Annotated in this window: 20 protein-coding genes; 10 read left to right on the top strand and 10 right to left on the bottom strand. The window is 62.0% G+C overall.

Annotation, left to right across the window (positions count from 1 at the left end; all coding sequences use genetic code 11):
* Together edd and VZC39_RS01110 are read right to left on the bottom strand one after the other, a co-directional pair.
* Window positions 1-1,797 carry a phosphogluconate dehydratase gene (gene edd / locus VZC39_RS01115; RefSeq protein WP_434665069.1) on the bottom strand — a complete coding sequence of 599 codons (1,797 nt, stop codon included), beginning with the start codon at window positions 1,795-1,797 and terminating at the stop codon, window positions 1-3.
* Window positions 1,798-1,858: 61 nt separating this feature from the next.
* The gene (locus tag VZC39_RS01110; RefSeq protein WP_434665067.1) at window positions 1,859-2,368 is read right to left on the bottom strand and encodes a gluconokinase; all 510 of its coding nucleotides are present in this window, start codon (window positions 2,366-2,368) and stop codon (window positions 1,859-1,861) included.
* A 245-nt stretch (window positions 2,369-2,613) separates the two neighbouring features.
* Between VZC39_RS01110 and gntU the strand changes: the two genes are divergently transcribed.
* The 4 genes from gntU to VZC39_RS01090 all read left to right on the top strand — a co-directional run bounded on the left by gntU (window position 2,614) and on the right by VZC39_RS01090 (window position 9,865).
* Entirely contained in the window at window positions 2,614-3,954 is a 1,341-nt protein-coding gene (gene gntU, locus VZC39_RS01105) for a gluconate transporter (protein WP_349920632.1), read from the top strand.
* A gap of 148 nt (window positions 3,955-4,102) precedes the next feature.
* Window positions 4,103-5,452: a CDP-diacylglycerol--serine O-phosphatidyltransferase gene (pssA, locus tag VZC39_RS01100; protein ID WP_349920631.1), complete on the top strand. Its 1,350-nt coding sequence runs from the start codon at window positions 4,103-4,105 to the stop codon at window positions 5,450-5,452.
* 193 nt (window positions 5,453-5,645) lie between these two features.
* Window positions 5,646-7,715 carry an ATP-dependent DNA helicase RecG gene (gene recG, locus VZC39_RS01095; RefSeq protein ID WP_434665062.1) on the top strand — a complete coding sequence of 690 codons (2,070 nt, stop codon included), beginning with the start codon at window positions 5,646-5,648 and terminating at the stop codon, window positions 7,713-7,715.
* A 74-nt stretch (window positions 7,716-7,789) separates the two neighbouring features.
* Entirely contained in the window at window positions 7,790-9,865 is a 2,076-nt protein-coding gene (locus VZC39_RS01090; protein ID WP_434665059.1) for a membrane assembly protein AsmA, read from the top strand.
* A 53-nt stretch (window positions 9,866-9,918) separates the two neighbouring features.
* Here VZC39_RS01090 and VZC39_RS01085 read toward each other — a convergent pair whose 3' ends face one another.
* Window positions 9,919-10,827 (bottom strand): bifunctional GNAT family N-acetyltransferase/hotdog fold thioesterase, encoded by a 909-nt coding sequence (locus VZC39_RS01085; protein ID WP_349920628.1) that lies wholly within the window; start codon window positions 10,825-10,827, stop codon window positions 9,919-9,921.
* A gap of 173 nt (window positions 10,828-11,000) precedes the next feature.
* Between VZC39_RS01085 and VZC39_RS01080 the strand changes: the two genes are divergently transcribed.
* Window positions 11,001-11,666 carry a spermidine synthase gene (locus VZC39_RS01080; protein ID WP_434665056.1) on the top strand — a complete coding sequence of 222 codons (666 nt, stop codon included), beginning with the start codon at window positions 11,001-11,003 and terminating at the stop codon, window positions 11,664-11,666.
* A 123-nt stretch (window positions 11,667-11,789) separates the two neighbouring features.
* Here VZC39_RS01080 and dtd read toward each other — a convergent pair whose 3' ends face one another.
* The 3 genes from dtd to typA form a co-directional block, all read right to left on the bottom strand.
* Complete coding sequence (gene dtd / locus VZC39_RS01075) at window positions 11,790-12,227, bottom strand: D-aminoacyl-tRNA deacylase (RefSeq protein ID WP_434665053.1); 438 nt, start codon at window positions 12,225-12,227, stop codon at window positions 11,790-11,792.
* 135 nt (window positions 12,228-12,362) lie between these two features.
* Window positions 12,363-13,235 (bottom strand): virulence factor BrkB family protein, encoded by an 873-nt coding sequence (locus tag VZC39_RS01070; RefSeq protein ID WP_349920625.1) that lies wholly within the window; start codon window positions 13,233-13,235, stop codon window positions 12,363-12,365.
* 161 nt (window positions 13,236-13,396) lie between these two features.
* On the bottom strand, window positions 13,397-15,208 hold the full coding sequence (gene typA, locus VZC39_RS01065; RefSeq protein ID WP_349920624.1) for a translational GTPase TypA: 1,812 nt from the start codon (window positions 15,206-15,208) through the stop codon (window positions 13,397-13,399).
* 351 nt (window positions 15,209-15,559) lie between these two features.
* Between typA and glnA the strand changes: the two genes are divergently transcribed.
* The 5 genes from glnA to add all read left to right on the top strand — a co-directional run bounded on the left by glnA (window position 15,560) and on the right by add (window position 21,466).
* Window positions 15,560-16,969: a glutamate--ammonia ligase gene (glnA, locus tag VZC39_RS01060; RefSeq protein WP_349920623.1), complete on the top strand. Its 1,410-nt coding sequence runs from the start codon at window positions 15,560-15,562 to the stop codon at window positions 16,967-16,969.
* A gap of 195 nt (window positions 16,970-17,164) precedes the next feature.
* Window positions 17,165-17,734, top strand: a complete 570-nt coding sequence (locus VZC39_RS01055) for a DUF4124 domain-containing protein (RefSeq protein WP_349920622.1) — start codon at window positions 17,165-17,167, stop codon at window positions 17,732-17,734.
* Between the two features lie 86 nt (window positions 17,735-17,820).
* Complete coding sequence (gene glnL / locus VZC39_RS01050; protein WP_349920621.1) at window positions 17,821-18,888, top strand: nitrogen regulation protein NR(II); 1,068 nt, start codon at window positions 17,821-17,823, stop codon at window positions 18,886-18,888.
* 9 nt (window positions 18,889-18,897) lie between these two features.
* Complete coding sequence (glnG, locus tag VZC39_RS01045; RefSeq protein ID WP_349920620.1) at window positions 18,898-20,316, top strand: nitrogen regulation protein NR(I); 1,419 nt, start codon at window positions 18,898-18,900, stop codon at window positions 20,314-20,316.
* A 142-nt stretch (window positions 20,317-20,458) separates the two neighbouring features.
* Complete coding sequence (gene add / locus VZC39_RS01040; protein ID WP_349920619.1) at window positions 20,459-21,466, top strand: adenosine deaminase; 1,008 nt, start codon at window positions 20,459-20,461, stop codon at window positions 21,464-21,466.
* Window positions 21,467-21,533: 67 nt separating this feature from the next.
* Here the strand turns inward: add and hemN are convergent, their stop codons facing one another.
* The 4 genes from hemN to VZC39_RS01020 all read right to left on the bottom strand — a co-directional run bounded on the left by hemN (window position 21,534) and on the right by VZC39_RS01020 (window position 25,367).
* A complete protein-coding gene (gene hemN, locus VZC39_RS01035; protein WP_349920618.1) occupies window positions 21,534-22,907 on the bottom strand; it encodes an oxygen-independent coproporphyrinogen III oxidase in 1,374 nt (457 codons plus the stop codon).
* A gap of 23 nt (window positions 22,908-22,930) precedes the next feature.
* Window positions 22,931-23,371: a DUF2489 domain-containing protein gene (locus VZC39_RS01030; RefSeq protein WP_349922333.1), complete on the bottom strand. Its 441-nt coding sequence runs from the start codon at window positions 23,369-23,371 to the stop codon at window positions 22,931-22,933.
* A gap of 11 nt (window positions 23,372-23,382) precedes the next feature.
* Window positions 23,383-23,952, bottom strand: a complete 570-nt coding sequence (gene yihI / locus VZC39_RS01025; RefSeq protein ID WP_434665045.1) for a Der GTPase-activating protein YihI — start codon at window positions 23,950-23,952, stop codon at window positions 23,383-23,385.
* 797 nt (window positions 23,953-24,749) lie between these two features.
* Window positions 24,750-25,367, bottom strand: a complete 618-nt coding sequence (locus VZC39_RS01020; protein WP_349920616.1) for a c-type cytochrome — start codon at window positions 25,365-25,367, stop codon at window positions 24,750-24,752.
* Window positions 25,368-25,374: the final 7 nt, after the last annotated feature.

Raw genomic sequence — 25,374 nt, 5'->3', positions numbered from 1 at the left:
TCAGTCAAAGATGGTGGCGCCACACTCGGCGCTCGATACCGCGCGACGCATCACGCTGAACAGTTCACGACCCCAGCCCTCTTGCTCCAGGGTCAGGTCAATCTCGGCCTGGCTGCGACCACTCAGGTCGGTCAGGCAATCCAGAGTACCGGTTTCGGCATCCACCCGCAGCATGTCGCCATCACGCAGCAGGCCGATGGCCCCGCCGTGCAGTGCCTCCGGAGTGACGTGGATGGCGGCCGGGATCTTGCCGGAAGCCCCGGACAGGCGGCCATCGGTGACCAGCGCCACCTTGTGACCCGCCTTTTGCAGGTTGCCGAGCACCGGCATCAGCTTGTGCAGCTCCGGCATGCCGTTGGCGGCCGGGCCGTTGTGGCGCACCACGATGACCGCATCCTGATTGAGCTCGCCAGCCTTGTAGGCCGCTTCCACCGTGTGCTGGGAGGAGAAGACCCGGGCCGGGGCCTCGATGACGCGATATTCCGGCGCCACCGCAGAGACCTTGACCACGGCGCGGCCCAGGTTACCCGCCAGCAGCTTGGTGCCACCGGTGACCTGGAACACTGAGCCGGAAGGAGAGAGGACACTCGGATCCGTGCTCTCGCCCACCGGTTGCCACACCAGCTTGCCATCCACCAGCTGCGGGCGACTGAGGTAGTCCTGCATCTCGCCGAAGGTCGGGGTGGCATCCAGATGGATCAGGTTGCCTTGCGCCAACCGGCGCATCAGACCGGGCACGGCGCCGGCCTGCTCGAAGGCGTTCACGTCCGCCGGGCCGTTCGGGTACATGCGCACCAAGAGCGGCACCACGTCGGAGAGATCGCTCAGATCATCCCAGGTCAGCTCCAGACCGGCGGCGCGGGCCAGCGCCACCATGTGGATGCTGTGGTTGGTGCTGCCGCCGGAGGCGAGCAGGGCCACCAGACCGTTCACCAGGGAGCGCTCGTCCAGCACAGTGATCAGGGGGCGGTAGGCCGGGGAGCCGGGGATCATGGCGCTGATACGGCGAGCCGCCTCGGCGGTCAGGGCCTGGCGCAGCGCGCTGTGGGGATGCACGAAGGCAGAGCCCGGCAGCATCAGGCCCATGGCCTCGAATACCAGCTGGTTGGTGTTGGCGGTGCCGTAGAAGGTGCAGGTACCGGCCGAGTGATAGGCACCACACTCCATCTGCAGCAGGGCGTCACGGCCCACTTCGCCGGCGGCGTACTGCTGGCGCACCTTGACCTTCTCGTCGTTGCTGATGCCGCTGGCCATGGGGCCGGCAGGGACGAAGGCGGTGGGCAGGTGGGCATGGGAGAGCGCCCCCATGATCTGGCCCGGGGCTATCTTGTCGCAGATGCCGAGCAGCAGGGTCGCATCGAAGGTGTTGTGGGACAGAGAGAGCGCCGTCGCCTGGGCGATGAGATCCCGGGAGAAGAGGGACATGTCCATTCCCGGCTGGCCCTGGGTGACGCCATCGCACATGGCAGGCACGCCGCCGGCCACCTGGGCGCTGTGGCCGAGCTCGGCCAGCACCGCCTTGATCTGATCCGGATAGCCCTGATAGGGCTGATGGGCGCTCAGCATGTCGTTGTAGGCGGTGACGATGCCGACATTCGCCCGGGTCATGTCGAGGATGCGGCCCTTCTCGTCGCAGCTGGACGCCGCCACGGCATGGGCAAGGTTGCCGCAGGCCAGGGCGGCACGGGTCTTGCCCTGCTCGGCCTGGCGTTGGATGCGGGCCTGGAAGGCGGCGCGGCGAGTACGGCTGCGCTCGCGGATACGGTCGGTGACCGCCTGGATCACGGGATGGATCATGACGCTTGCTCCGGTGAAATCATGGGTCGGCGGTCGGCAACCGCCGGGATCAGGGGGCGGCTCACAGGGCCTGCTCCAGTGCCGTGACGGCCCGATCGACCACCTGATCGAAGGTCCCGTCTATATCGATGTGGAATACCCCGGCCTCGCCATCTGGGCGCTCCAGAGTATCAAACTGGCTTTGTACCATGCTCTCTCGCATGAAGTGGCCCTTGCGGGCACGCATCCGTTCCAGGATCAGGGGCTGGTCGCCGTCGAGGAACAGGAAGTGCACAGATTCGTTGCCGTCGCGGATCTGATCCCGGTACTGGCGCTTGAGGGCGGAGCAGACGATCACGCCCACCTCGTTCTTCTGCTCCAGGCTGTAGGCCGCATCACGGATCCGCTCAAGCCAGGGGGCGCGGTCCTCGTCGTTGAGGGGATTGCCCCCCGCCATCTTCTGGATATTGGCGCGGGGGTGCAGGTCATCACCGTCGATGAACTTGGCACCGAGGATTTCAGCCACCCGAAGGCCGACGCTGGATTTGCCGCTACCACACACACCCATCACGATAATGCTCTTGCCCGCCATTGTTTGACCTCTATCTCATTTTTCAAAAAACGTGTCGTTGATGGGTTTTAACTTACCACGTTACCGGTAACATGTTACCGGTAACAACGAAAAATGTGAAGTCTGCCACAGACTGAACAGTCTCGGCGCCCGGCCAGTGGCATGGGGCAGAGATAAAACAATAAATATAAACAAATCATGTAGATATGCTTGGATAACGCGCGCCAGGCTATCGCAATCGAACTTGGAATAAGGAACGCATAACAATGTCAGACCTCTCCCTGATCATGACGGCCGCCGGCTCCATCGTGCTGCTGCTCTTTCTGGTGATGAAGGCCCGCCTGCACGCCGTCGTCTCCCTCATCTTGGTCTCCATGGTCGCCGGCCTCGCCGCCGGCATGAACCCGGCCGAGATCGCCACCACCATCCAGAAAGGGATGGGGGGCACTCTCGGCTTCGTTGCCGTGGTCGTGGCCCTTGGCGCCATGTTCGGCAAGGTGATGGAAGTGACCGGTGCCCTCGACCGGGTTGCCCACACCCTGCTCGGCACCTTCGGCGTCAAGCGCGCCAGCTGGGCCATGACCCTCACCGGCTTTGTCTGCGCCCTGCCCCTGTTCTTCGACGTGGCCGTGGTGCTGCTGATCGGCGTCGCCTTCGCCATCGTCCGCCGTGGCGGCGGCAGCGTGGTGAAGATCGGCATCGCCCTGCTGGCGGGCATCGCCACCTGCCAGGCCTTCCTGATCCCGGCGCCCGGCCCCATCCTGGTGGCCTCCCAGCTGGGTGCCGACTTCGGTTACATGATCCTGTTCGGCCTCATCGCCGCCATTCCGGCCATGATCCTGGCGGGCCCGCTGTTTGGCCAGCTGATCAGCAAGGTGGTGGATGTCCCCCTCCCCGCCGATGCCCAGAACAGCGTGCACGACGACAGCAAGACCCTGCCCTCCTTCGGGCTGGCCATGGGCCTCATCGGCCTGCCGCTGCTGTTGATCGGCCTCAAGACCATCGTCAGCCGCTTCGTGGAGGCAGGTTCCACCTTGCACGACTGGCTGGAGTTCATCGGCCACCCCTTCACCGCCATCATGGTCGCCTGTCTGGCCGCCTTCTATCTGCTGGGGGTGCGTCGCGGCATGTCCCGTGACGAGGTGATGAACATCTGCAACAGCGCCATCCAGCCTGCCGGCGTCATCATCCTGGTGACCGGTGCCGGTGGCGTGTTCAAGCAGGTACTGGTGGACTCCGGTGTCGGCGCCGCCCTCGGCAATACCCTGGCGGACTCCGGCCTGCCCATCGTCGCGCTGGCCTTCATCCTGGCCGCCGCGGTGCGGGTCATCCAGGGCTCGGCCACCGTCGCCATGCTGACCGCCTGCGGCCTGGTGCTGCCGATGCTGGAACCCCTCGGCCTGAGCGGTGCCCAGCTGGCCACCATCACCATCGCCATCGGTGGCGGCGCCATCGTGCTGTCCCACGTCAACGACTCCGGCTTCTGGCTGGCCAACCGCTACCTCGGCCTCAGCGAGAAGCAGACCCTGCAAACCTGGACCGTGATGGAAACCATCATTGGGACCACGGGCGGGATCGTGGCGATGATCATCTACAGTTTCCTGTAAGGCGATCTCCCCTCGAAAAGGCCTCCGTTGTGAGGCCTTTTTCAGCTTCTTGATGATTCTTTTACTTTGGCTGAGGGAGTGAGGTTGTTAGAATCGCCTATTCATTGCCCCGAGTGGAACGCTTAACCCCGTGATATCAGGTTTCTCTATGCATTCATCGGCACATTATCGACAGTCGCTGACACGTTTGCCCCAGATCGCGGTCTCCGCCGATCAGTTTCAGGTACTCAGCAGCGCCAAGGAATTCAAGAGCCGGATCCTCTCCCTCATCGCCGGTGCGACCCAGCGTATCTATCTGATCGCCCTCTACCTGCAAGACGATGAGGCAGGACGGGAGATCCTCTCCGCCCTCTACGCCGCCAAGCAACGCAACCCGGCCCTCGATGTCAAAGTCTTCGTCGACTTCCACCGCGCCCAGCGCGGGCTCATCGGTAAGGGCAAGCAGGGTGGCAACCATCTGCTGTATCAGGAGATGGCCGCGCGCCACGAGCACCCCATCGAAATTTACGGAGTGCCGGTAAAGGGGCGCGAGCTGCTCGGGGTGCTGCACCTCAAGGGCTTCATCTTCGACGATGTGCTGCTCTACTCGGGCGCCAGCCTGAACGACATCTACCTGCACCAGCAGGATCGCTACCGTTTCGATCGCTATCACCAGATCCGCAGCCAGGCGCTGACCCGCAGCATGGTCAACTATGTGGATGACGTCTTCCTGCGCAGCGACGCCGTCCAGCGGCTGGATCGCACCGGCATTCCCGGCGCCAAGCAGCTGAAAGGGCAGATCCGTCGCTTCAAACAGGCACTGCGTACCAGCCAGTACCGCTTCGAAACCATACTGCCCAACAGCCAGGAGATCGCCATCACCCCCATGGCGGGCCTGGGCAAGCGCGGCAACCAGCTCAACCGGATGATCCGCAACCTGGTACGGGCCACGGAGCGGGAGATCTTCATCTGCACCCCCTACTTCAACCCACCCAAGGAGTTGAACAAGGATGTGGAGGCACTGCTCCAGCGCGGTTGCAAGGTGACCATAGTCGTGGGTGACAAGACGGCCAACGACTTCTTCATCCCGCCGGAGGAGAAGTTCTCCACCATCGGTGGGTTGCCCTACCTGTACGAGACCAACCTGCGCAAGTTTGCCGAGCGCAACCAGCGTCACATTGACAGCGGCCGCCTCAACCTGATGCTCTGGTGCTGCGAGAAGAACTCCTATCACCTCAAGGGGATCTTCGTGGACGAGGAGTGGGCGTTGCTCACCGGCAACAACCTCAATCCCCGCGCCTGGGCACTGGATCTGGAGAACGGCCTGCTGGTGCATGATCAGCACCACCATCTGCGTGCGCGCTTCGCCGAGGAGCGGGACAACATCCTGACCCATGCCCGTCGCATCAGCCGCTTCGACCAGATTGAGCAGATCCAGGATTACCCGGATCAGGTGCGCAAACTGCTGGCCCGGATCCACAGGGTCAAGGCACACCTGTTGCTCAAGCGCATCATCTAACGTCTGTGAAGCCTGCATCCCAGGCGCACAGCCATGCACCCAAAGGCCTGCCGATTTCGGCGGGCCTTTGTCATTCATGGCCTGCCGCCATCGCCCCCTGCCGGCATCTCTGCGACAGCAACGCGGCTTGCATCGCAACATCAATAACCCCTATCATCTGGACATATTTACAGTGTTTTCGGGCATCTAATTGATGAAATTGGATAAAATCTCCCTCGATAGCCTCAAGGGCGTCGGCAGCAAGATGCTGGAGAAACTCGAACGGCTGGGACTCGCCACCGTGCAGGACCTGCTGTTCCACCTCCCCTTGCGTTACGAGGATCGCACCCAGGTGTGGCCCATCGGCGATCTGCCGCCGGGTCTGCACGGCGCGGTCGAGGGTGAAATCCAGGATACCCAGCTGGTCATGGGTCGTCGCCGCATGCTGGTATGCCGCATCAGCGATGGCACCGGCACCCTGACCCTGCGCTTCTTCAACTTCACCGCCGCCCAGAAGAACAGCCTGGGCCAGGGCAGGTTGATCCGCTGCTTTGGCGAAGTGAGACCCGGCAAATACGGGCTGGAGATGGCCCACCCCGAGTACAAGCTGCTCGGCGAGGAGCAGGCCGGCCAGACCGAGGATGCCCTCACCCCCGTCTATCCCACCACGGAAGGCTTGCGCCAGCTGACCCTGCGCAGCCTCACCGATCAGGCCCTGGCCCAGCTCGACCTCTACGGGGTAGACGAACTGCTGCCTGCCGGCCTCTATCCCCATCAGATCGAACTCGCCGCCGCCCTGCGTCTGCTGCATCGCCCACCTCCCTCGGTGGCGCTGGCGTTGCTGGAGAGCGGCCAGCATCCGGCCCAGCAGCGGCTGGTGCTGGAAGAGCTGCTGGCCCACAACCTCTCGGTATTGAAGGTACGTGCCCAATCCCAGACCCAGCTCGCCCGCGCCCTCAAGCCCGCTCCCACCCTGATCAGGCAACTGCTCGGCGCCCTGCCGTTCAAACCGACCGGGGCCCAGAACCGGGTGGTGGCGGAGATAAGCCAGGACTTGCAGCGCCCCTACCCCATGATGCGGTTGGTGCAGGGAGACGTGGGCTCCGGCAAGACGCTGGTCGCGGCGCTCGCCGCCCTGCAGGCCATCGGCAACGGCTGCCAGGTGGGGCTGATGGCCCCGACCGAGCTGCTGGCGGAGCAGCATGCCATCAACTTCGCCAACTGGCTGGCACCGCTCGGCATCAAGGTCGGCTGGCTGGCTGGCAAGCAGAAGGGCAAGGCGCGGGAAGAGGCGCTCGCCGCCATTGCCGACGGCAGCGTCAAGATGGTGGTGGGCACCCACGCCATCTTCCAGGAGCAGGTGGTGTTCCAGCGACTGGCTCTGGTCATCATCGACGAACAGCACAGATTCGGGGTGCACCAGCGCCTCGCCCTGCGGGAGAAAGGGGAACGGGAGGGGGTACACCCCCATCAGCTGATCATGACCGCCACCCCCATCCCCCGCACTCTGGCGATGACCGCCTATGCGGATCTCGATACCTCCATCATCGATGAGCTGCCGCCGGGCCGCACCCCCATCACCACGGTCGCCCTGCCGGACAGCCGCCGGGACGATGTGATAGAACGGGTCAGGCTGGCCTGCGAGGAGGGCAAGCAGGCTTACTGGGTCTGCACCCTGATCGAGGAGTCCGAGGCGCTGGAATGCCAGGCCGCCGAGGATACCGCCACCGAACTGCAAACCCGATTGCCCGGTCTGCATATCGGCCTGGTACATGGCCGCATGCGTCCCGTCGAGAAGCAGCGGGTGATGGAGGAGTTCAAGGCAGGCATCCTGCAACTGCTGGTCGCCACCACCGTCATCGAGGTGGGGGTGGATGTGCCGAACGCCAGCCTGATGATCATCGAGAACCCGGAGCGACTCGGGCTGGCCCAGTTGCACCAGCTGCGCGGCCGTGTCGGGCGGGGATCGGTGGCCTCCCACTGCGTGCTGCTCTATCACGCCCCGCTCTCCAAGACGGCCCAGAGCCGGCTCGGGGTGCTGCGCGAGACCAACGACGGTTTCCTCATCGCCCAGCGGGATCTGGAGCTGCGCGGGCCGGGAGAACTGCTCGGCACTCGCCAGACCGGGCTGGCGGATCTCAAGATTGCCGACCTGGTGCGGGACCAGCCGCTGATCCCCCAGGTGCAGAAGATGGCTCGCTTCCTGATGGACAAGCACCCGAGCCATGTCGAACCCTTGATCCGGCGCTGGCTCGGCTTGCGGGATCACTATTCCAATGCCTGATCCGTCACCGGTTTGACCTGCAGGCTCACTATGCCAACGCCTGACCGGCCCATAGAAACAGGAGAAAAGCACCGATGAATTCCTGGCTACGCGCCCTGCTCTATCTCTTTGCCTTCCTGTTGCTCTTCGTCTGGATGGGGCTTGGCCTGTTCGATGCCGATCGTGCCAAGGGCCCCATCGCCGACTGGCTGAGCCAGCAGACCGGGGTGCCGGTCAGCATAGGCCGGCTGGTGTTCAATCCGCTCCATCCCTACACCCTGCTGGCGGAGCAGGTGCACTACGGAGATGCGGTGCAGCTCGACAAGATCTATCTGGAGATAGACAACATCGACTGGCTGAACCGGGACGTGCGCATCGCCCACCTGGATCTCATCCGCCCCGTCATCAAGCTGCCGCTCCCCAACCAGCTGCCCACCCTGCCGGTGCGCACCCTCACCATCAGCGACAGCACCGTCGACAATCTCAGCTTGCTGAGTCCGGAGCTGACCCTGCGTGGCCTGAGCGCCACTCTGAGCGACTGGGAACTGATCGATCCTAAACGCCAGCCCCAGGCCAATCTGACCCTGGCCATCAATCAGCTGGAAGTGCCCCAGTTCACCCTGGCTCGCCTCAACCTGACGGGGCGACTGGAAGCCCAGGTGCTCAGCACCGACAAGCTCACCGCCAGCCTGTTCGACGGCGGGCTTGCAACCGGCATGGTGCTCGACTGGCCTGCTCGCAGCCTGCGACTGCACGATCTCAAGGCGCGCGCCATGCGAGTCGAGCTCGGCGATATCCCACAAGGCAACTTCCCCCTGCGCAAGATAAGCCTGGACAAGGGCCAGTTCGAGCAGCTCAACGTCAATGCCATCAACCAGGAGATCGCCTTCAACAACTTCAACGGCCAGCTGACCGCCTTCGACTGGCAGGCCGGCCATCGTCCCAGCGGCTACCTCATCGGCACCCTGGCGGACTTCGGTCGCGGCCTGTTCCAGCTGGAGGCGATCAAGGGACGGCTCGCCTTCTCGCCCCAGCAATACGATGCTGAATTGCAGGGCAAGGCCTATGAGGGGGAGTTCAATCTGGAGCTGGCGTTGGACCCGGACCTGCAGCGGCTCACCCTCAAGGAGATGAGCCTGAGCGCCATGGACATCAGCCTGCCAGACGGTTGGTGGCAGGATTGGCAAGGCTGGCGCCCCCAGCAGATCGACGTGCGCAAGCTCACCTTCGACAAGCTCAAGGTGCTCTCCTTCGACGATGCGCTGCCACTCTCCCTGACCGGCTGGCAGTTTTACCTGACCGATCTCAGCCTGCGGGGCAATCAGCCGGGCCCCCTGCTCGGCCGCACCCGGGTGGAGAGCAAATGGTTCGAACTGGTGTGGGACGGCCTCAGTGCCCGCAACGGCGAGCTGGATGGGGAGCTGACCCCCAGCTCCTGGCAACTCAACCGCCTCTCGACCACCCTGCCTGACGAGGGCTCCCTCACCCTGAGCGGCCAATGGGGCAAGGAACCGGGCCAGAGCAGCCGGCTGCAACTGCAGGGCAAGCAGCTGGACATGGAGCAGTGGAACAGCTTGCTCCATCCGGACAAGCCCTCCCCCCTCTCGGTGGCGGGCAAGCTGGACATCAGCGCCGATCTGCAGGCCGTGACAGGGGAGACCCCGGACAGCTGGCGCAGCACCCTGCAGGGCAGCCTGAGCCTGGATGCCAGGGATCCCTTCTGGGACAAGGTGGGGATAGACCCCCTGCTGGATGAGTGGTTCAAGGAACCCCAGGCACCCGCCATGACGCCAGAGGCGCTGTGGCAGGCGCTGCAAAGAGGGGATACCCCCTTCTACCACATCACACTGCAGGCCAAGGCCGAGCAGGGCAAGGTGACCGTCGAGCAGGCCGGCGCTTCCACCATCACCCACCTGCTCGCCCTGCAGGGCGGGCTGGATCTTGCCAAGAGCGAGTGGCAGCTGGATCTCGGGGTGCTGAACAAGCAGCGCTGTGCCGAGCTGCTGGCCCAGTGGCGCGGCCCCCTCGATGACCCGACTCTGGAGTGGCACTTCCCCACCGGGCAGAACACCTGCGGCTGGGAGCCCGGGGTTCGCTACCCGGCCCAGGGCAACAGCAGCCCGCTCTGGCGTCCGGCCCAGCCCAAACCGGCGCCCCAACCAACGCCATAAACGAACAAGGCCTCATCATGAGGCCTTGTCGTCAGCAGGTCGGCAAGATCCATCTACTGGCCAGCCCGCTTGATGGGTTGCACCACATACTGACCGGAAAACTCCACCGCCAGCTTGCGGCCGCTGAACAGCTGCACCCTCAGGCTGAACTTGGCAGACTCCTTGTTCTTGAGGGGATCCAGCACCGCGGGCATCCCCTCGCGGGCCACCCTGGCTTCCGGCTCCTCGCTCACCGGACGGTAATATTTGATGTTCCCCTCCGCCAGCACTATGTCACCGCCCAGTCCGGCCTCCTTGAGCTGCAACCAGATGAGGCCCCACCCCGCCAGCACGCACTGGCTGTAAATGCTGCCGGCGAACATGGTGTCGTGAACATTGAGGTTGGCCGCCAGGTTGGCCTTGAGGTGGAAGGTCTGCCCGTCGTAATGGGTGATGTGGACACCCATCTTCTCGCTGATGGGGATGCCCCTCGACCAGCGGGTGGTGAGATCCTGACACCACTCCGATCGGTACTGGATGGTCTGCAAAGGACTCAGGGACTTGATCATCTGCCGATGAGGGATGCGGCCAAAGGAGACGGGGCCTTCCCCCACCTCCAGAAAACCGCAGCGACGGTAAAACTCGACCGCCTCCTGGCGGGCGTTCATCACCAGCCGCTTCACCTTCTCGTCCCGGGCGAGCTGCTCGAGGTCTTCCACCATGCGGGCCCCGAGTCCCTGGCCCCGGTACTCGGGGCGCAATGCCATGAAGCGGATCTGGGCCTCGTCCCCCCCGACGAACAGGCGGCCAACGGCGATGGGGGTGTCGTCTTCCGCCAGCATCAGACGGTGGATGGCGACGGTGTCATATTCGTCCCGCTCGGAGCCGATGGGCAGATTGAAGGGCTTGCGCAGCAGCTCCCAGCGCAGTTGGTAGTAAGCATCCAGCTCGGCTGCCGTTTGGGGGGTGACTACCCGGTACATAAAGCGATCCTTGAGTTAGCGCCGCAGGGCAGAATGAAGGGCTTGCGCACCAATGCCTCCCAGCGCCACTGGTAGTAAACATCCGGCTCGGCTGCCGTTTGGGGGGTGACCACCCGGTACATAGATACATCCTTGAGTTACACTGGTCGAAAACCATCTTGCCGTGCAAATTCATGGACTTCAATCTGCAAGCGTACCAAGCCGATCACTTATTGCACCTCAGTGTCAAACCCGAGCGCCGCCTCAGCATCCTGGAAAATGGTCAGCATCGCTGGCTGGAAATGGACGGCGTGGTGCAGTCGGCCATGAGCCTCGCCCAGCCAGAACGCCTCTGTCTGCCCCATCAACGCAGCATTGCCGTACACCTGCCCGAACGGGCGAACCGGATCCTGGAGCTGGGCCTCGGCGGCGGCGATCTCACCCGCCATCTGGCGGCCCGCTGGCCCGAGGCCGAACACGATTGCGTGGATCTGGACGCCGAGATCCTTACCCTGTTCCAGCAATTCTTTCAACCCTCGGCCCTGCGAGCTCCCCGGCTGCACCAGGCCGATGCACTCCACTTCCTGCTCCAGCATCAGGAGCGCTACGATCTGGTGCTGCTGGATCTGTTCAGTCAGGACGGCAACCCCCTGCTGCTGTTCCAGGCGCCCCTCTACCAGGCCCTGGCCCAGCGCCTCGCGGGCACCCTCATCATCAACCTGCTGCCACGCACCCAGCTCGAACAGGCGCAGGCCCTGCGGCTGGCGAGGGAGTGGGTCGGTCCCACCGAGCTGCATGCCGTGCCCGGCTACCGCAATGTCATCCTGCACACTACCCGCGAGCCCCATCACGGCTCATAGGGGCTGAAAACGTACCGACAAGCCGGGATCGCCCCCTGGCAGGCAGTGGTTATGTATTGCACAGCGATTTTCTGCCATACAAAACGCCATAAAAACAGTCTTTGGCAGCATGAAAGGTAGCTATCAGACCTGCAGCCAGAAGGTCACGGGGCCGTCATTGAGCAGCCGCACCTTCATGTCGGCGGCAAAACGGCCGCTCTCGGTCGGCAGACCGCTCTTTCGCGCCTTGTCCACGAAATAGTCATAAAGACGCTCCGCCTCCACCGGGTGCGCGCCGCCGGAGAAGCTCGGCCGCATCCCCTTGCCGGTATCCGCCGCCAGGGTGAACTGGGAGACCACCAGCAGGCTGCCGCCGGCCTGACCGACGTTGAGGTTCATCTTGCCGTTCTCGTCGGAGAAGATGCGATAGCCGCTCACCTTGTGCAGCAGCTTGTCGGCCTTGGCCTCATCATCCCCCTGCTCGACCCCGAGCAGCACCAGCAGGCCCCCCTCGATGGCGCCCACCACCTCGCCGTCCACCGTCACGCTGGCCTCGGCAACCCGTTGGATCAATGCAATCACCCGCAACTCCTTTGTCTTGTCAGAAACGAACGACCGCCCGAAGGCGGTCGTTGATGGTAGCAATAAGCGATGGGCGCAGGCCAATGTCACATCAGCCTTGCGCATCTCCTCCCGCCGGATGGACCCTGGCGCAACTCAACCCAGCTCCTCGGCCCCTGGCTTCTCATATTCACCGAGGCAGGCGGTGGTCTCGGCACCGAGCAGTATCACCAGCCAGCTCAGATAGACCCATACGAACAAGATAGGAATGGTCGCCAGCGCCCCGTAGATGGCCTGATAGGAGGGGAAGTTGGTGATATAGATGGCAAAACCACGCTTGGCCAGCTCGAACAGGGTGGCCGCCACCAGGGCGCCGATGAAGGCGTGGGTCAACCGCACCTTGCAGTTCGGCACCACCGTATAGATCAGCAGGAAGGTGAGCACGGAGAACAGGAACGGCAGGCTGCGCAGCAGCAGGAAACCGATGCCGAACAGGCTGTCACCGGAGAACAGCTTGAGGGACAAGATATAAGAGGAGATGGCGAGGCTGGCACCGATGAGCACCGGGCCCAGGGTCAGGATCATCCAGTACATGGCGAAGGCCTGGGCCAGGGGCCGGTTCTGGGTCGAGCGCCAGATGTAGTTGAGGTTCTTGTCGATGGCCGAGATCAGCATCAGGGCCACCACGATCAGGGCGCCAATCCCCACCGCCGTGGTGTTGGTGGCATTGGCCACGAAGCCGTCGATGTACTCCTTGAGCATCTCACCGGCGGTGGGCACGAAGTTGTGATAGACGAACTGCTCTATCCCCTGCTTCAGGCTCTGGAACACCGGAAAGGCGGACATCATGCCGAACACCACGGCGATCATGGGCACCAGGGAGAGCAGAGTGACATAGGCCAGGTAGCCCGCGGTGACGGTCAACCTGTCCTGTTGGAAACGGCCCCAGACAAACTGGGCGAAGTGGCCACCATCGTGGCGCAAGAAGGAAACGGCATGGCCCAGACGGCCACGGATTTTCTGCAACATCGCAATTCTCGAACAATTCATCATGCCGATATTGTGTCAGATAGGGTGGCCATTTGGCCACCTGCGTGCAGCCCTGACCCGTCAGCGTGGCTCGCACCCGGGCAAGCGCCCATAAAAAAAGAGGCCATAAGGCCTCTCTTTGGTCTGTCGATGAACAGCTATCAAGCACGACCGGCGCGCTTGCGATCCATCTCGGTCAGCAACTTCTTACGGATACGGATCGCCTTGGGGGTGATCTCGACCAGCTCGTCGTTGTCGATGAACTCGAGGGCCTGTTCCAGGGTCATGCGGATCGGCGGAGTCAGCACCTGGGCTTCGTCGGTACCGGAGGCACGCATGTTGGTCAGCTGTTTGCCCTTCAGGCAGTTGACGGTCAGGTCGTTGGAGCGGGAGTGGATCCCGATCACCTGGCCTTCGTACACCTCGGTCGCGTGACCGATGAACAGACGACCGCGGTCTTGCAGGCCGAACAGGGCGAAGGTCAGAGCCTTGCCGGTGGCGTTGGAGATCAGCACGCCGTTCTGACGCTCACCGATGCTGCCACCCTTGTGCGGACCGTAGTGGTCGAAGGTGTGGTACAGCAGGCCGGTACCTGAGGTCATGGTCAGGAACTCGGTCTGGAAGCCGATCAGACCACGGCTCGGGATCATGAAGTCCAGGCGGACACGGCCCTTGCCATCCGGGGTCATGTTGGTCATCTCGCCCTTACGCAGGCCGAGTTGCTCCATCACGGAACCCTGGTGGATCTCTTCCACGTCGACAGTCACGGTTTCGAACGGTTCTTGCAGAACGCCGTCAACGGTGCGCAGGATAACTTCCGGACGGGATACGGCCAGCTCGTAACCTTCGCGACGCATGTTTTCGATCAGGATGGACAGGTGCAGTTCACCACGGCCGGAGACGCGGAACTTGTCCGGATCTTCGGTCTCTTCCACGCGCAGGGCCACGTTGTGGACCAGCTCCTGGTTCAGACGCTCCAGGATGTTGCGGGAAGTCACGAACTTGCCTTCTTTACCGGCGAACGGGGAGGTGTTCACCTGGAAGGTCATGTTCACGGTCGGCTCGTCAACGGAGAGCGGCGGCAGGGCTTCGACGGCGTTGTTGTCACAGACGGTGTCGGAGATCTTCAGCTCGCCCAGACCGGTGATGGCGATGATGTCGCCCGCTTGCGCGTCGGCCACTTCGGTACGGGACAGACCCAGGTAACCCAGCACCTGACCGACCTTGCCGGTACGGCTCTTGCCGTTGGCACCGACGATGGTGACCTGTTGGTTGGTCTTGACGCGACCACGGGTGATACGGCCGATACCGATGACACCGACGTAGGAGTTGTAGTCCAGCTGGGAGATCTGCATCTGGAAACCACCGTCTGCGTCAGCCTTGGGGGCTTCCACGTTGTCGACGATGGCCTGGAACAGGGGTTCCATGTTCTCGGACGGCACGTCCTGATCCATGGTGGCCCAGCCGTTCAGTGCAGAGGCGTAAACAACCTTGAAGTCCAGCTGCTCATCGGTGGCACCCAGGTTGTCAAACAGGTCGAATACCTGATCCATTACCCAGTCAGGACGAGCACCCGGACGGTCGATCTTGTTGATGACCACGATCGGCTTCAGGCCCTGGGCGAACGCCTTCTGGGTCACGAAACGGGTTTGCGGCATCGGGCCGTCGACGGCGTCGACCAGCAGCAGCACGGAGTCAACCATGGACAGTACGCGCTCAACTTCACCACCGAAGTCGGCGTGACCCGGGGTATCAACGATGTTGATGCGGTAGTCGTTCCAGCGGATCGCAGTGTTCTTGGCGAGAATGGTGATGCCACGTTCCCGTTCCAGATCATTGGAGTCCATGATCCGTTCCTGACCTTCGCTGGTGCGATCCAGAGTGCCGGATTGCTGCAGCAGCTTATCAACCAGAGTCGTTTTGCCGTGGTCAACGTGCGCAATAATCGCAATATTGCGTAAATTCTCTAACATTCTCGCCTCAAATCACCGGGTAAAATTGGGCGCTAATTGTACTCTCGCCTTTGTGATCTGCCTAGCAGAATTGCAGACCATTCGTGCACGACAGGGGATCAGGATCATAGACCCCGTTTGAAAAGCCTGCTTAGATGGGGGTTGGAACGCTGGCGCACCATATTGGTGCACCAAAAGGATCCAAGGTTGCACCACTATGAGGCGCAACACTGCACGAGAGCGGGTGACCCGACAGCCTGAAACGGTGCAAATGCCCTGAAATCAAGCTGTCACAAACTTGGCACGATACTGGCTTATGTGAATATGACGACGCATTCACCCAAAGAGTTTTAACACCGGAGGTTACTTAGCATGTCAGCCCAGAACGTTTTGGCCCTGATCCAGGAACACGAAGTCAAGTTTGTTGATCTGCGCTTTACCGACACCAAGGGTAAAGAACAGCACGTATCCATTCCTTCCCATCAGGTCGATGAAGACTTCTTCGAAGATGGCAAGATGTTCGATGGTTCCTCCATCGGCGGCTGGAAGGGCATCAATGAGTCTGACATGGTGCTGATGCCGGACCCGGCCTCCGCCAAGCTGGATCCCTTCACTGAAGAGACCACCCTGAACATCGTCTGTGACGTGCTCGAGCCCGCCACCATGCAAGGCTACGACCGCGATCCGCGCTCCATCGCCAAGCGCGCCGAAGATTTCCTGAAGTCCAGCGGCATCGCTGACACCGTGCTGTTCGGGCCGGAGCCGGAATTCTTCATGTTCGACAACATCACCTTCTCCAACACCATGGGCCACAGCTTCGTGAAGATCGAATCCGAAGAAGCTGCCTGGAACTCCGGTACCGACTACGAGCACGGCAACAAGGGTCACCGTCCCTTCGTCAAGGGTGGTTACTTCCCGGTTGCACCGGTTGACTCCTCCCAGGATATCCGTGCCGCCATGTGTCTGGTGCTGGAAGAGATGGGCCAGGTGGTCGAAGCGCACCACCATGAAGTGGCGACCGCCGGTCAGAACGAGATCGCGACCCGCTTCAACACTCTGACTCTGAAAGCGGACGAAGTGCAGGTGCTGAAGTACGTGATCCACAACGTGGCCCACGCCTACAACAAGACCGTTACCTTCATGCCCAAACCCATGTTCGGTGACAACGGCTCCGGCATGCACTGCCACCAGTCCCTGGCCAAGAACGGCGTCAACCTGTTCGCCGGCGACCTGTACGGCGGTCTGTCCGAGATGGCGCTGCACTACATCGGCGGCATCATCAAGCACGCCAAGGCCATCAACGCCTTCGCCAACCCGACCACCAACTCCTACAAGCGTCTGGTACCAGGCTACGAAGCCCCGGTCATGCTGGCCTACTCCGCCCGCAACCGCTCTGCCTCCATCCGTATTCCGGTGGTGCCGAGCCCGAAAGCCCGTCGCATCGAGGTTCGCTTCCCGGATCCGGCAGCCAACCCCTACCTGGCCTTCGCCGCCCAGCTGATGGCCGGCCTGGACGGTATCATCAACAAGATCCATCCGGGCGATGCCATGGACAAGAACTTGTATGACCTGCCGCCGGAAGAAGCCGCCGAAGTGCCGACCGTTGCCGGCTCTCTGGACGAAGCCCTGTCTGCCCTGGACGCAGACCGCGAGTTCCTGACCCGTGGTGGCGTGTTCAGCGATGACTTCATCAACTCCTACCTGGAGCTGAAGCAGCAGGACGTGGATCGCGTACGCATGACCCCGCACCCGCTGGAGTTCGAGCTGTACTACTCCGTCTAATCGGTGTCCTTGCGTCATCAACATGAAAACCCGCCAGCTGGCGGGTTTTTTTATGGTGGGCCGGCAGCCCGCACACGCGCCATTCACGGAAGAAACCGCCAGCCCATCGATCGATATCCGCCCCATATTTCCGACAATCGGTCTGGCCGTTTTTTCTCTGATAGGATTAAGCTGAACCCCGTCAAGGAGAGATGGATGAACACAGTGCCATGGATGCTGAGCCTCTTGCTGATGCTGCCTTTCGCCGCCCAGGCTGCCAGGGTCTACTCCTGGGTCGATGCCAACGGCGTGACCCACTACACCGATGCTCCCCCTCCCGGCAAGAGTGCCAAGGAGCTGGATCTTCGGGTCTCCCCCCTCATCGGCACCGCCCCCCACTCGGTGCAGGTAGACAACTTCAATCATCTGACCGGGGTTGATGACAAGAAGGCACAGGCGGCCGCCACGCTGTCTGTCGAGCTGCTCTCCCCCGAGCCAGGCAGTACCCTGCGTGACAACACGGGCAACATCGTCTTCCAGGCCGAGGTCAATCCCCAGGCACCGGTACAGTTCGATCTGCGCCTGCTGCTCAACGGCAAGGCCGTCCCCCTGGTCCATAACAGCCTGGCAATCCGGGTGGAGAACCTCGATCGCGGCGCCCATCAGGCGCAGCTCGAGCTGCTCGCCAAAGACGGTACGATCCTTGCTAAATCCAAGCCAACCACCTTTTACCTGCACAGAACCACGGTGGATCCGGCTCCCAAGGCCACCCCCAAAGCGGATTAGGGGTGATGTGATGCACCGATGCGGGTAAACTCAATGCACCATATCGGTGCATAATCGGTGAGCAGCACCGTTTTAGGGAGAAACCAGTGCCAACCCGCTCGGACAACGCCAAGACACTCTTGGACAACCTGCTGACCGCCGTCATCCTGATGGACGAGCGGCTCTGCATTCAATTCGTCAACCCGGCGGCAGAGCAGCTGCTCTCCCTCAGCGAGCGGCGCCTGATCGGCATAGAGCTGCCCTATCTGCTCGAACACATCTCCCTCGATCTGCAGCGATTCAAACAGTGCCTCATTTCGGGGCAAGGCTTCACCGACAGCGAAGTGACCCTGGTGGTGGAAGGGGAACCCAGGCTGGTGGAGATCAGCGTCAGCCCCATGGCCGACACCCAGGGCAGCGGTGAACAGCGGCTGATGGTGGTGGAGCTGCGCAAGATCGATCAGCAGAAGAAGATAAGCCAGGAGCTGCAGCAACATGCCCAGCAGCAGGCGGCCAAGGAGCTGGTGCGCGGTCTGGCCCACGAGATCAAGAATCCCCTCGGTGGCTTGCGCGGCGCCGCCCAGTTGCTGCAAAAGGAGCTGCCGGATCCCGCCTTGCGGGAATATACCGGCATCATCATCGAGCAGGCCGACCGGCTGCGGGCCTTGGTCGATCGCCTGCTCGGCCCCCAGCGGCCCGGCCGCCACCAGATGCACAATGTGCACTCGGTGCTGGAACAGGTGCGCCGCCTGGTGGATCTGGAGCTGCCTCCCCAGATCCGGATCGAGCGGGACTACGATCCCAGCATTCCGGAATTCGAGATGGAGGCGGATCAGCTGCAGCAGGCCTTCCTCAACATAGTGCGCAACGCCGCCGAGGCGCTGGGGGAGCAGACCGGGCTCATCCGCATCAAGACTCGCACCGCCTTCCAGATCACCATCCACGGCCAGCGCTACCGGCTGGCGGCGGAGATCAAGATCATCGACAACGGCCCCGGCATTCCCGATGCCATCCGCGACACCCTCTTCTACCCCATGATCACCGGCAAGGAGGGAGGGACGGGGCTTGGCCTCTCCATCGCCCAGAACCTGATCGATCAGCACAAGGGGCGCATCGACTGCATCAGCTGGCCCGGCCATACCGAATTCACCATCTATCTACCGCTTCGCAAATAAGGGAACCTCATGACAGCAAAAGTGTGGATCGTCGATGACGACAGCTCCATCCGGTGGGTCCTGGAGCGCACCCTGGGCAGCGAAGGCTTCGATTGCGAGAGTTTTGCCGATGGTGAAGCCCTGCTGAGCTCCCTGGAGATGCGCTCGCCCGACGTCATCCTCTCCGACATTCGCATGCCCGGCATCGATGGTCTCAGCCTGCTGGAGCAGATCCATCGCCGTCAGGCGGATCTGCCCATCATCATCATGACCGCCCACTCGGACTTGGACAGTGCGGTCAACGCCTACCAGCGCGGCGCCTTCGAGTACCTGCCCAAGCCCTTCGACATCGACGAGGCCGTCAGCCTGGTACGCCGCGCCGAGAATCACCTCAAGGAGCAGCGTACCAAACGCAAGGGTCGTCAGCAGGAGCCCGGCAACAGCCCGGAGATCATCGGCGAGGCCCCCGCCATGCAGGAGGTGTTTCGCGCCATCGGCCGACTGTCACGCTCCAGCATCTCGGTGCTCATCAACGGTCAAAGTGGTACCGGCAAGGAGCTGGTCGCCCATGCCCTGCACAAGCACAGCCCCCGCTCCCACAAGAACTTCATCGCACTCAACATGGCGGCCATCCCCAAAGATCTCATCGAATCCGAGCTGTTCGGCCATGAGAAGGGGGCCTTCACCGGTGCCAACAACATCCGTCACGGCCGCTTCGAGCAGGCCGATGGCGGCACCCTGTTTCTCGACGAGATAGGGGACATGCCCCTCGAGGTACAGACCCGGCTGCTGCGGGTACTGGCGGATGGGCAGTTCTACCGGGTCGGCGGTCACCAGCCGGTGCAGGTGGACGTGCGGATCATCGCCGCCACCCACCAAAATCTGGAGAAGCGGGTGGCCGACGGCGAGTTTCGGGAGGATTTGTTCCATCGCCTCAACGTCATTCGCATTCACATCCCGGCCCTCAAGGAGCGGCGCGAAGACATTCCCCAACTCGCCCAGCACTTCCTGTTGCGAGCGGCCAAGGAGCTGAACGTGGAGGCCAAGAGCCTGCATCCGGACACCCAGGCCTATGTCAGCCGCCTGCCCTGGCCGGGCAACGTGCGCCAGCTGGAGAACGTCTGCCGCTGGCTGACCGTGATGGCCTCGGGTCAGGAGGTGCTGGTGAGCGATCTCCCTCCCGAACTGCTGACCCCGGTCACCAGCACGGCAGAGCCGGGGCAACCCGCCCTCGCCGGTGGCTGGCAGCAACAGTTGCAGGATTGGGTGGCTGGCAAGTTGGCGCTGGGGGAGACCGACATCCTGGCCGACGCCCTGCCCCAGTTCGAGCGGATCATGCTGGAGACGGCACTGGAACACACTCGCGGTCACAAGCAGGAGGCAGCCCGCCTGCTCGGCTGGGGTCGCAACACCCTGACCCGCAAGCTCAAGGAGCTCGATATTCCCTGAGCCTCAGGGGAAAACGATTCCCATCACGCCTTGATGAATATATGCCCGCCCAGTACCCCGTTTGCCTGCAAACGGGGTATCTTTTTCAGGAGTCCTGCCTAGAATGGCAGGCTTTCCAACCCGACTCGCAGAAGGCGCCACCATGATTGACAGATCCCTCCCCCTGACCGACCTGCACCGCCATCTGGACGGCAACATTCGCCCACAGACCATTCTCGAGCTGGGTAGACAGCACAACATTCAGCTGCCCGCCACCGAGCTGGAGGCGCTGCGCCCCCACGTGCAGATCGTCGAGAACGAACCGAGCCTGGTCGCCTTCCTGAAAAAGCTGGACTGGGGCGTGGCCGTGCTGGCCGACTACGATGCCTGCCGTCGGGTGGCCTACGAGAACGTGGAAGATCTGCTGCGCGCCGGCATCGACTATGCCGAGCTGCGTTTCAGCCCGGCCTACATGGCCATGGCCCACAAGCTGCACCCCCAGGGCGTGGTGGAGGCCGTCATCGATGGCGTGGCCGCCGGCAGCCGCGATTTTGGCATCAAGACCAACCTCATCGGCATCATGAGTCGCACCTTCGGCACCGAGCAGTGCCGAGTCGAACTGGAAGCCTGCCTGGCCCACCGGGATCAGCTGGTCGCCGTCGATCTGGCGGGGGATGAGCTGGGCTTCCCTGGCAACCTGTTCACCGACCACTTCCGCAAGGTGCGGGATGCGGGCATGCGGGTTACCGTGCACGCCGGTGAAGCCGCAGGCCCCGAGAGCATGTGGCAGGCCATCCGGGAGCTCGGCGCCGAGCGCATCGGCCACGGCGTCAAGGCGATCCAGGATCCGGCCCTGATGGCCTACCTGGCGGAGCACCGCATCGGCATCGAATCCTGCCTCACCTCCAACCTGCAGACCACCACGGTGGCGAGCCTCGGCGATCACCCGATCCGCCAGTTCCTGGCCGCCGGCGTACTGGCCTGTCTCAACACCGACGATCCTGCTGTTGAAGGCATAGATCTGCCCTACGAATACGAGGTCGCAGCCCCTACCGCCGGCATGAGTGCGGAAGAAATTCGCACCGCGCAGCGCAATGGTCTGACACTGGCCTTCCTGAGCGACGCCGAGAAGGCCGAACTGAGCGCCCGGGCTGCCCGCCGCCAAGGCTAGTCGGCATCCCGACCCAATAAAGAAACCGCCTCTCGGCGGTTTTTTTATTGTCCGGCAATCGAACGATTCAGATCACCCGGGAGAACTGCTGCTGACGCGCCTTGCTGCGCAGGTAGACGTCGAAACACATGCAGATGTTGCGAATGAGCAGCTGACCGGTGGAGACCACCTCCAGCCCCTCGGCCGTCATGCGCACCAGGCCATCGTCGATGAAGGTCTGCAGCAGCTTGAGATCCTCGGCGAAATACTCCTTGAACACCAGGCCGTGGGCCTGCTCGACGGCAGCGAAGTTCAGGGAGAAGTCACAGATGAGGCGCTTGATCACCTCCCGGCGGATCAGGTCATCCTGATTGAGGGAGCACCCCTTCCACTGGGCATGACCCAGCTCGTCCACCTGGGCGTAGTAGGCCTTGAGATCCTTCTGGTTCTGGGAGTAGGCGTCGCCGATCATGCTGATGGAGGAGACCCCCAGACCCAGCAGGTCGCAATCCCCCTGGGTGGTGTACCCCTGGAAGTTGCGGTGCAGCTTGCCTTCCCGCTGGGCCACCGCCAGTTCGTCGTCCGGCTTGGCGAAGTGATCCATGCCGATGAACTGGTAACCCTGGCCGGTGAGGAAGGCGATGGTGTCCTGCAGCATGGCCAGCTTCTCGCGAGGAGCCGGCATGTCCGCCTCTTTCAACTTGTGCTGGGCGGCGAAGCGGCTCGGCAGATGGGCATAGTTGAAGATGGAGAGACGGGCCGGATCGGTTTTGAGCACCTCTTCCAGGGTGTGATGGAAGCTGTCCCGGTTCTGGTGGGGAAGGCCATAAATCAGATCGAGGTTGGTGGAGCGGAAGCCCAACGCACGGGCGCGCTCCAGCATGGCGCGGATGAAGTCGTTGTCCTGCTCCCGATTGACCGCGATCTGGACCTGCTTGTTGAAGTCCTGCACGCCGAGGCTGATGCGGTTGAAGCCCACCTCTCGCAGCACATCCAGCATGGAGAGTTCGATCTCCCGCGGATCCACTTCGATGCTGATCTCCCCTTCGCCTGCAAACTGGAAGTGTTCCCGCAGCATGGCCATCAGGCGCCGGGTCTGGGCTTCGTTCAGATAGGTCGGGGTGCCGCCGCCCCAATGCAGCTGGGTCACCAGCCGGTGCTTGAACAGCGGGGCCTGGGCCTTGATCTCCTGCTCGAGGAAGTCGAGATACTGATCGGCCTTGTGCTGATGACGGGTGATCACCTTGTTGCAGCCGCAGTAGTAACAGAGCTTGTGGCAGAAGGGGATGTGCACGTAGAGCGACAAATTGCGGGTCGGGTACTGGCCGGCGGCGTGGACGAAATCCGGATAACCGAACCCTTCGTTGAACTCCAGCGCAGTGGGATAGGAGGTATAACGCGGGCCACTGTAGTTGTATTTCTCGATCAGGGCCTGGTCCCACACAATCTGTTCTACTTGCACGCTTGCTTCCTCTTTCTTTTATATCAACGGCTTAACTGGAAGTCCTTCAACAGGGCGACGTCCTTGAGGATCTGCGCCTCCAGCTCGGCTTCATAGCCGCTGCGCTCGAGATCCATCCTCATCACTTCATTGCGCTTGAGCGCCCGTCTCGCCTCGTGAGTCGGCATCTCTTTCACCTTCTCATAGAGACCATAGAGACCGGGGAACTCCTCGGTGAAGGCGCGTCCGCCCTTAATCTGCAGGGCATCCAGCAGATTGGTCAGGCGAATGGCCCCCTCCGAGTAGTCGCACTGACCGTCCCGCACCGCATGGGCGATCACCCTGACGCTCTCGAGGATACGCTCATTGCGGGCCGCGATGGCCTGTTGCTGCATCTCGTGCTGACGCTTGAGACGAGCCAGCAGGGTACCGGCGTAGACCGCCAGCCCCAGCAAGACAAGGCCACCCAGCAGGGCGGCCAGCATCCATCCACTCATCACTTTTTCTTCGGCTCAGGCTTGGGTTCAGGCTGATAGTCAACCTGGGTGAAGCGCTCCCACAGCTCCTCTTCGGAGGCAGGCTGGCTCGGCTCGTCGAAGTCGGCGTCATCGAAGTCGTCGTCTTCATCGGTATCGATGATCCCGAGCTCGTCCATCAGCTCCTGGTAGCGGTCGACCCACTGATCGACCCAGATTTGCTCGTCCGCGGCCAGGGTCTCGCCATTGTCCAGGCGATCCAGCAGATCGTTCAGACGATCATCGTTCTCGATGGACGCGAGTTCCTGCTCGGGGGTCATCACCAGCTTCTTCTCTTTCAGCGGCTTGGAAACGACCGGCTTGCTCTTCTTCTCTTCCACGACCAGCACGACCGGCTTGCGGGAACCGATGCGCGGATCCTTGGCTTGCTTGCCGCTGCCGCGCTTCTGCTCTTCCCCTGCCTGTTGGCGGGAGCCTGCTTTCAAACCCTTGCGCTTGGCGGCGCGCTTGCGCTCACGACCTTCCTGGGCACTGGCATCTGATTCTTTGCGCTTGCCGGTAGGCTTGCGGGTGGGTTGTTTGGCCGACATGAATGACTCCGACAAATATCTGGATTGAAGCCCGATCCCGTGATGGATTCGTGCGGGAAGGATGCTGAGGCGGGAACAGTAAATCTGGAACAAGAAGGGGATCCTGCACCAATTCGGCCATATTGACCGCTGAACACCGCAGGATCGGCATCCTCTGGGCATGTTGCTGCTATTTTGACACAGAATGCCTGAGCGGGTTAATCACCCAATGGAAAAAAGGCAGCCGAAGCTGCCTTTTTATATTTATGCGAGTCCCATTCCCTGGTTGCAAAACGCCTGTCCCTGGGCGTACATCTGCGCATCGTGTTGTGGGGTCTTCCTGACCCTTATTGGTCGTTCCTGAATGTGCGTGTGCTTGCCTGACCCATCTCGATGACATCCTGCCATCCATCCGGGGTGGTTGCCTCCCGCAGCCTCGCCCATCCCGAGCGATCACCATCCTGGTCTTGCTATCCCGTGCCCATCACCTGTGCATGCTGAGCAGACTTCCTGTCCGACCCGATGGGACAATCGCCCTCGCGTCACTCCATGCCCCCACTGTAACAACTTGGCAGAATGGCTCAATCCACTCAAGATCTCTTCAAATGAAGACAAAACTGCCTATTCATGCCTAAGTATTTGAAAGTTATGGTTTCGAAAATGAAAGCTGAGGGTCGTTTCAGCCGGGGCCGAACCAGAAAATAGGAGATCTCTTACAACAACCCAGGCCATTTATGGCCAATGGTGTTAAAGGCGAAAAAGAAACGGGGAACAATTGAGTTCCCCGTACTTTTCAACAAGATAGGTTTCAGCTGTTATCAGTGCAAGCCAGCCACATACCTGGACAGCGACTCTATGTCTTCATCCGTCAGCTTCTTGGCCACGTCCCGCATCATGCCGTTGGGATCATTTTCGCGGGTTGCGCTGCGGAAGGCGATCAGCTGGGCCTTGATATAGGCAGGATGCTGCCCGGACAGGCTAGGATACTTGGCCTGCTCGACACCGGATCCCCGCGGCCCATGGCAGGCGGTGCATGCCGCCAGACCCCGGCTCATGTCGCCCCCCATGTAGAGTGCCTTGCCGGCGGCCACGACCTCATCCGGCACGGCCAGGGGCGTCACCTTCTGGCTGGAGAAGTAAGCTGCCAGGTCATCCATGTCCTGATCGGACAGGGGCAAGGCCATGGGCCCCATGATGGGGGCAACCCGGCCAGTTTGGCCAGAAGCGGCAGCCTTCAGTTCAACTAATTGTTTTTTGATATATGATGCGTGCTGACCAGCAATCTTGGGATACATGTCGACTGGGCTGTTGCCGTCCGGTCCATGGCAAGCTGCACAGATAGCAGCCTTGGTTTGTCCCGCTGTGGCATCGCCCTTGGCTTGTGCCATCCCAATTACGCCAACCATCAGAGCAAGTGTAATGACTAGGTTCTTCATGGCGTTC

The organism is Aeromonas sp. NJAU223, assembly GCF_051125555.1.
Classification (GTDB): domain Bacteria; phylum Pseudomonadota; class Gammaproteobacteria; order Enterobacterales; family Aeromonadaceae; genus Aeromonas; species Aeromonas veronii_G.
This window is presented reverse-complemented; position numbering and strand designations above follow the sequence as displayed.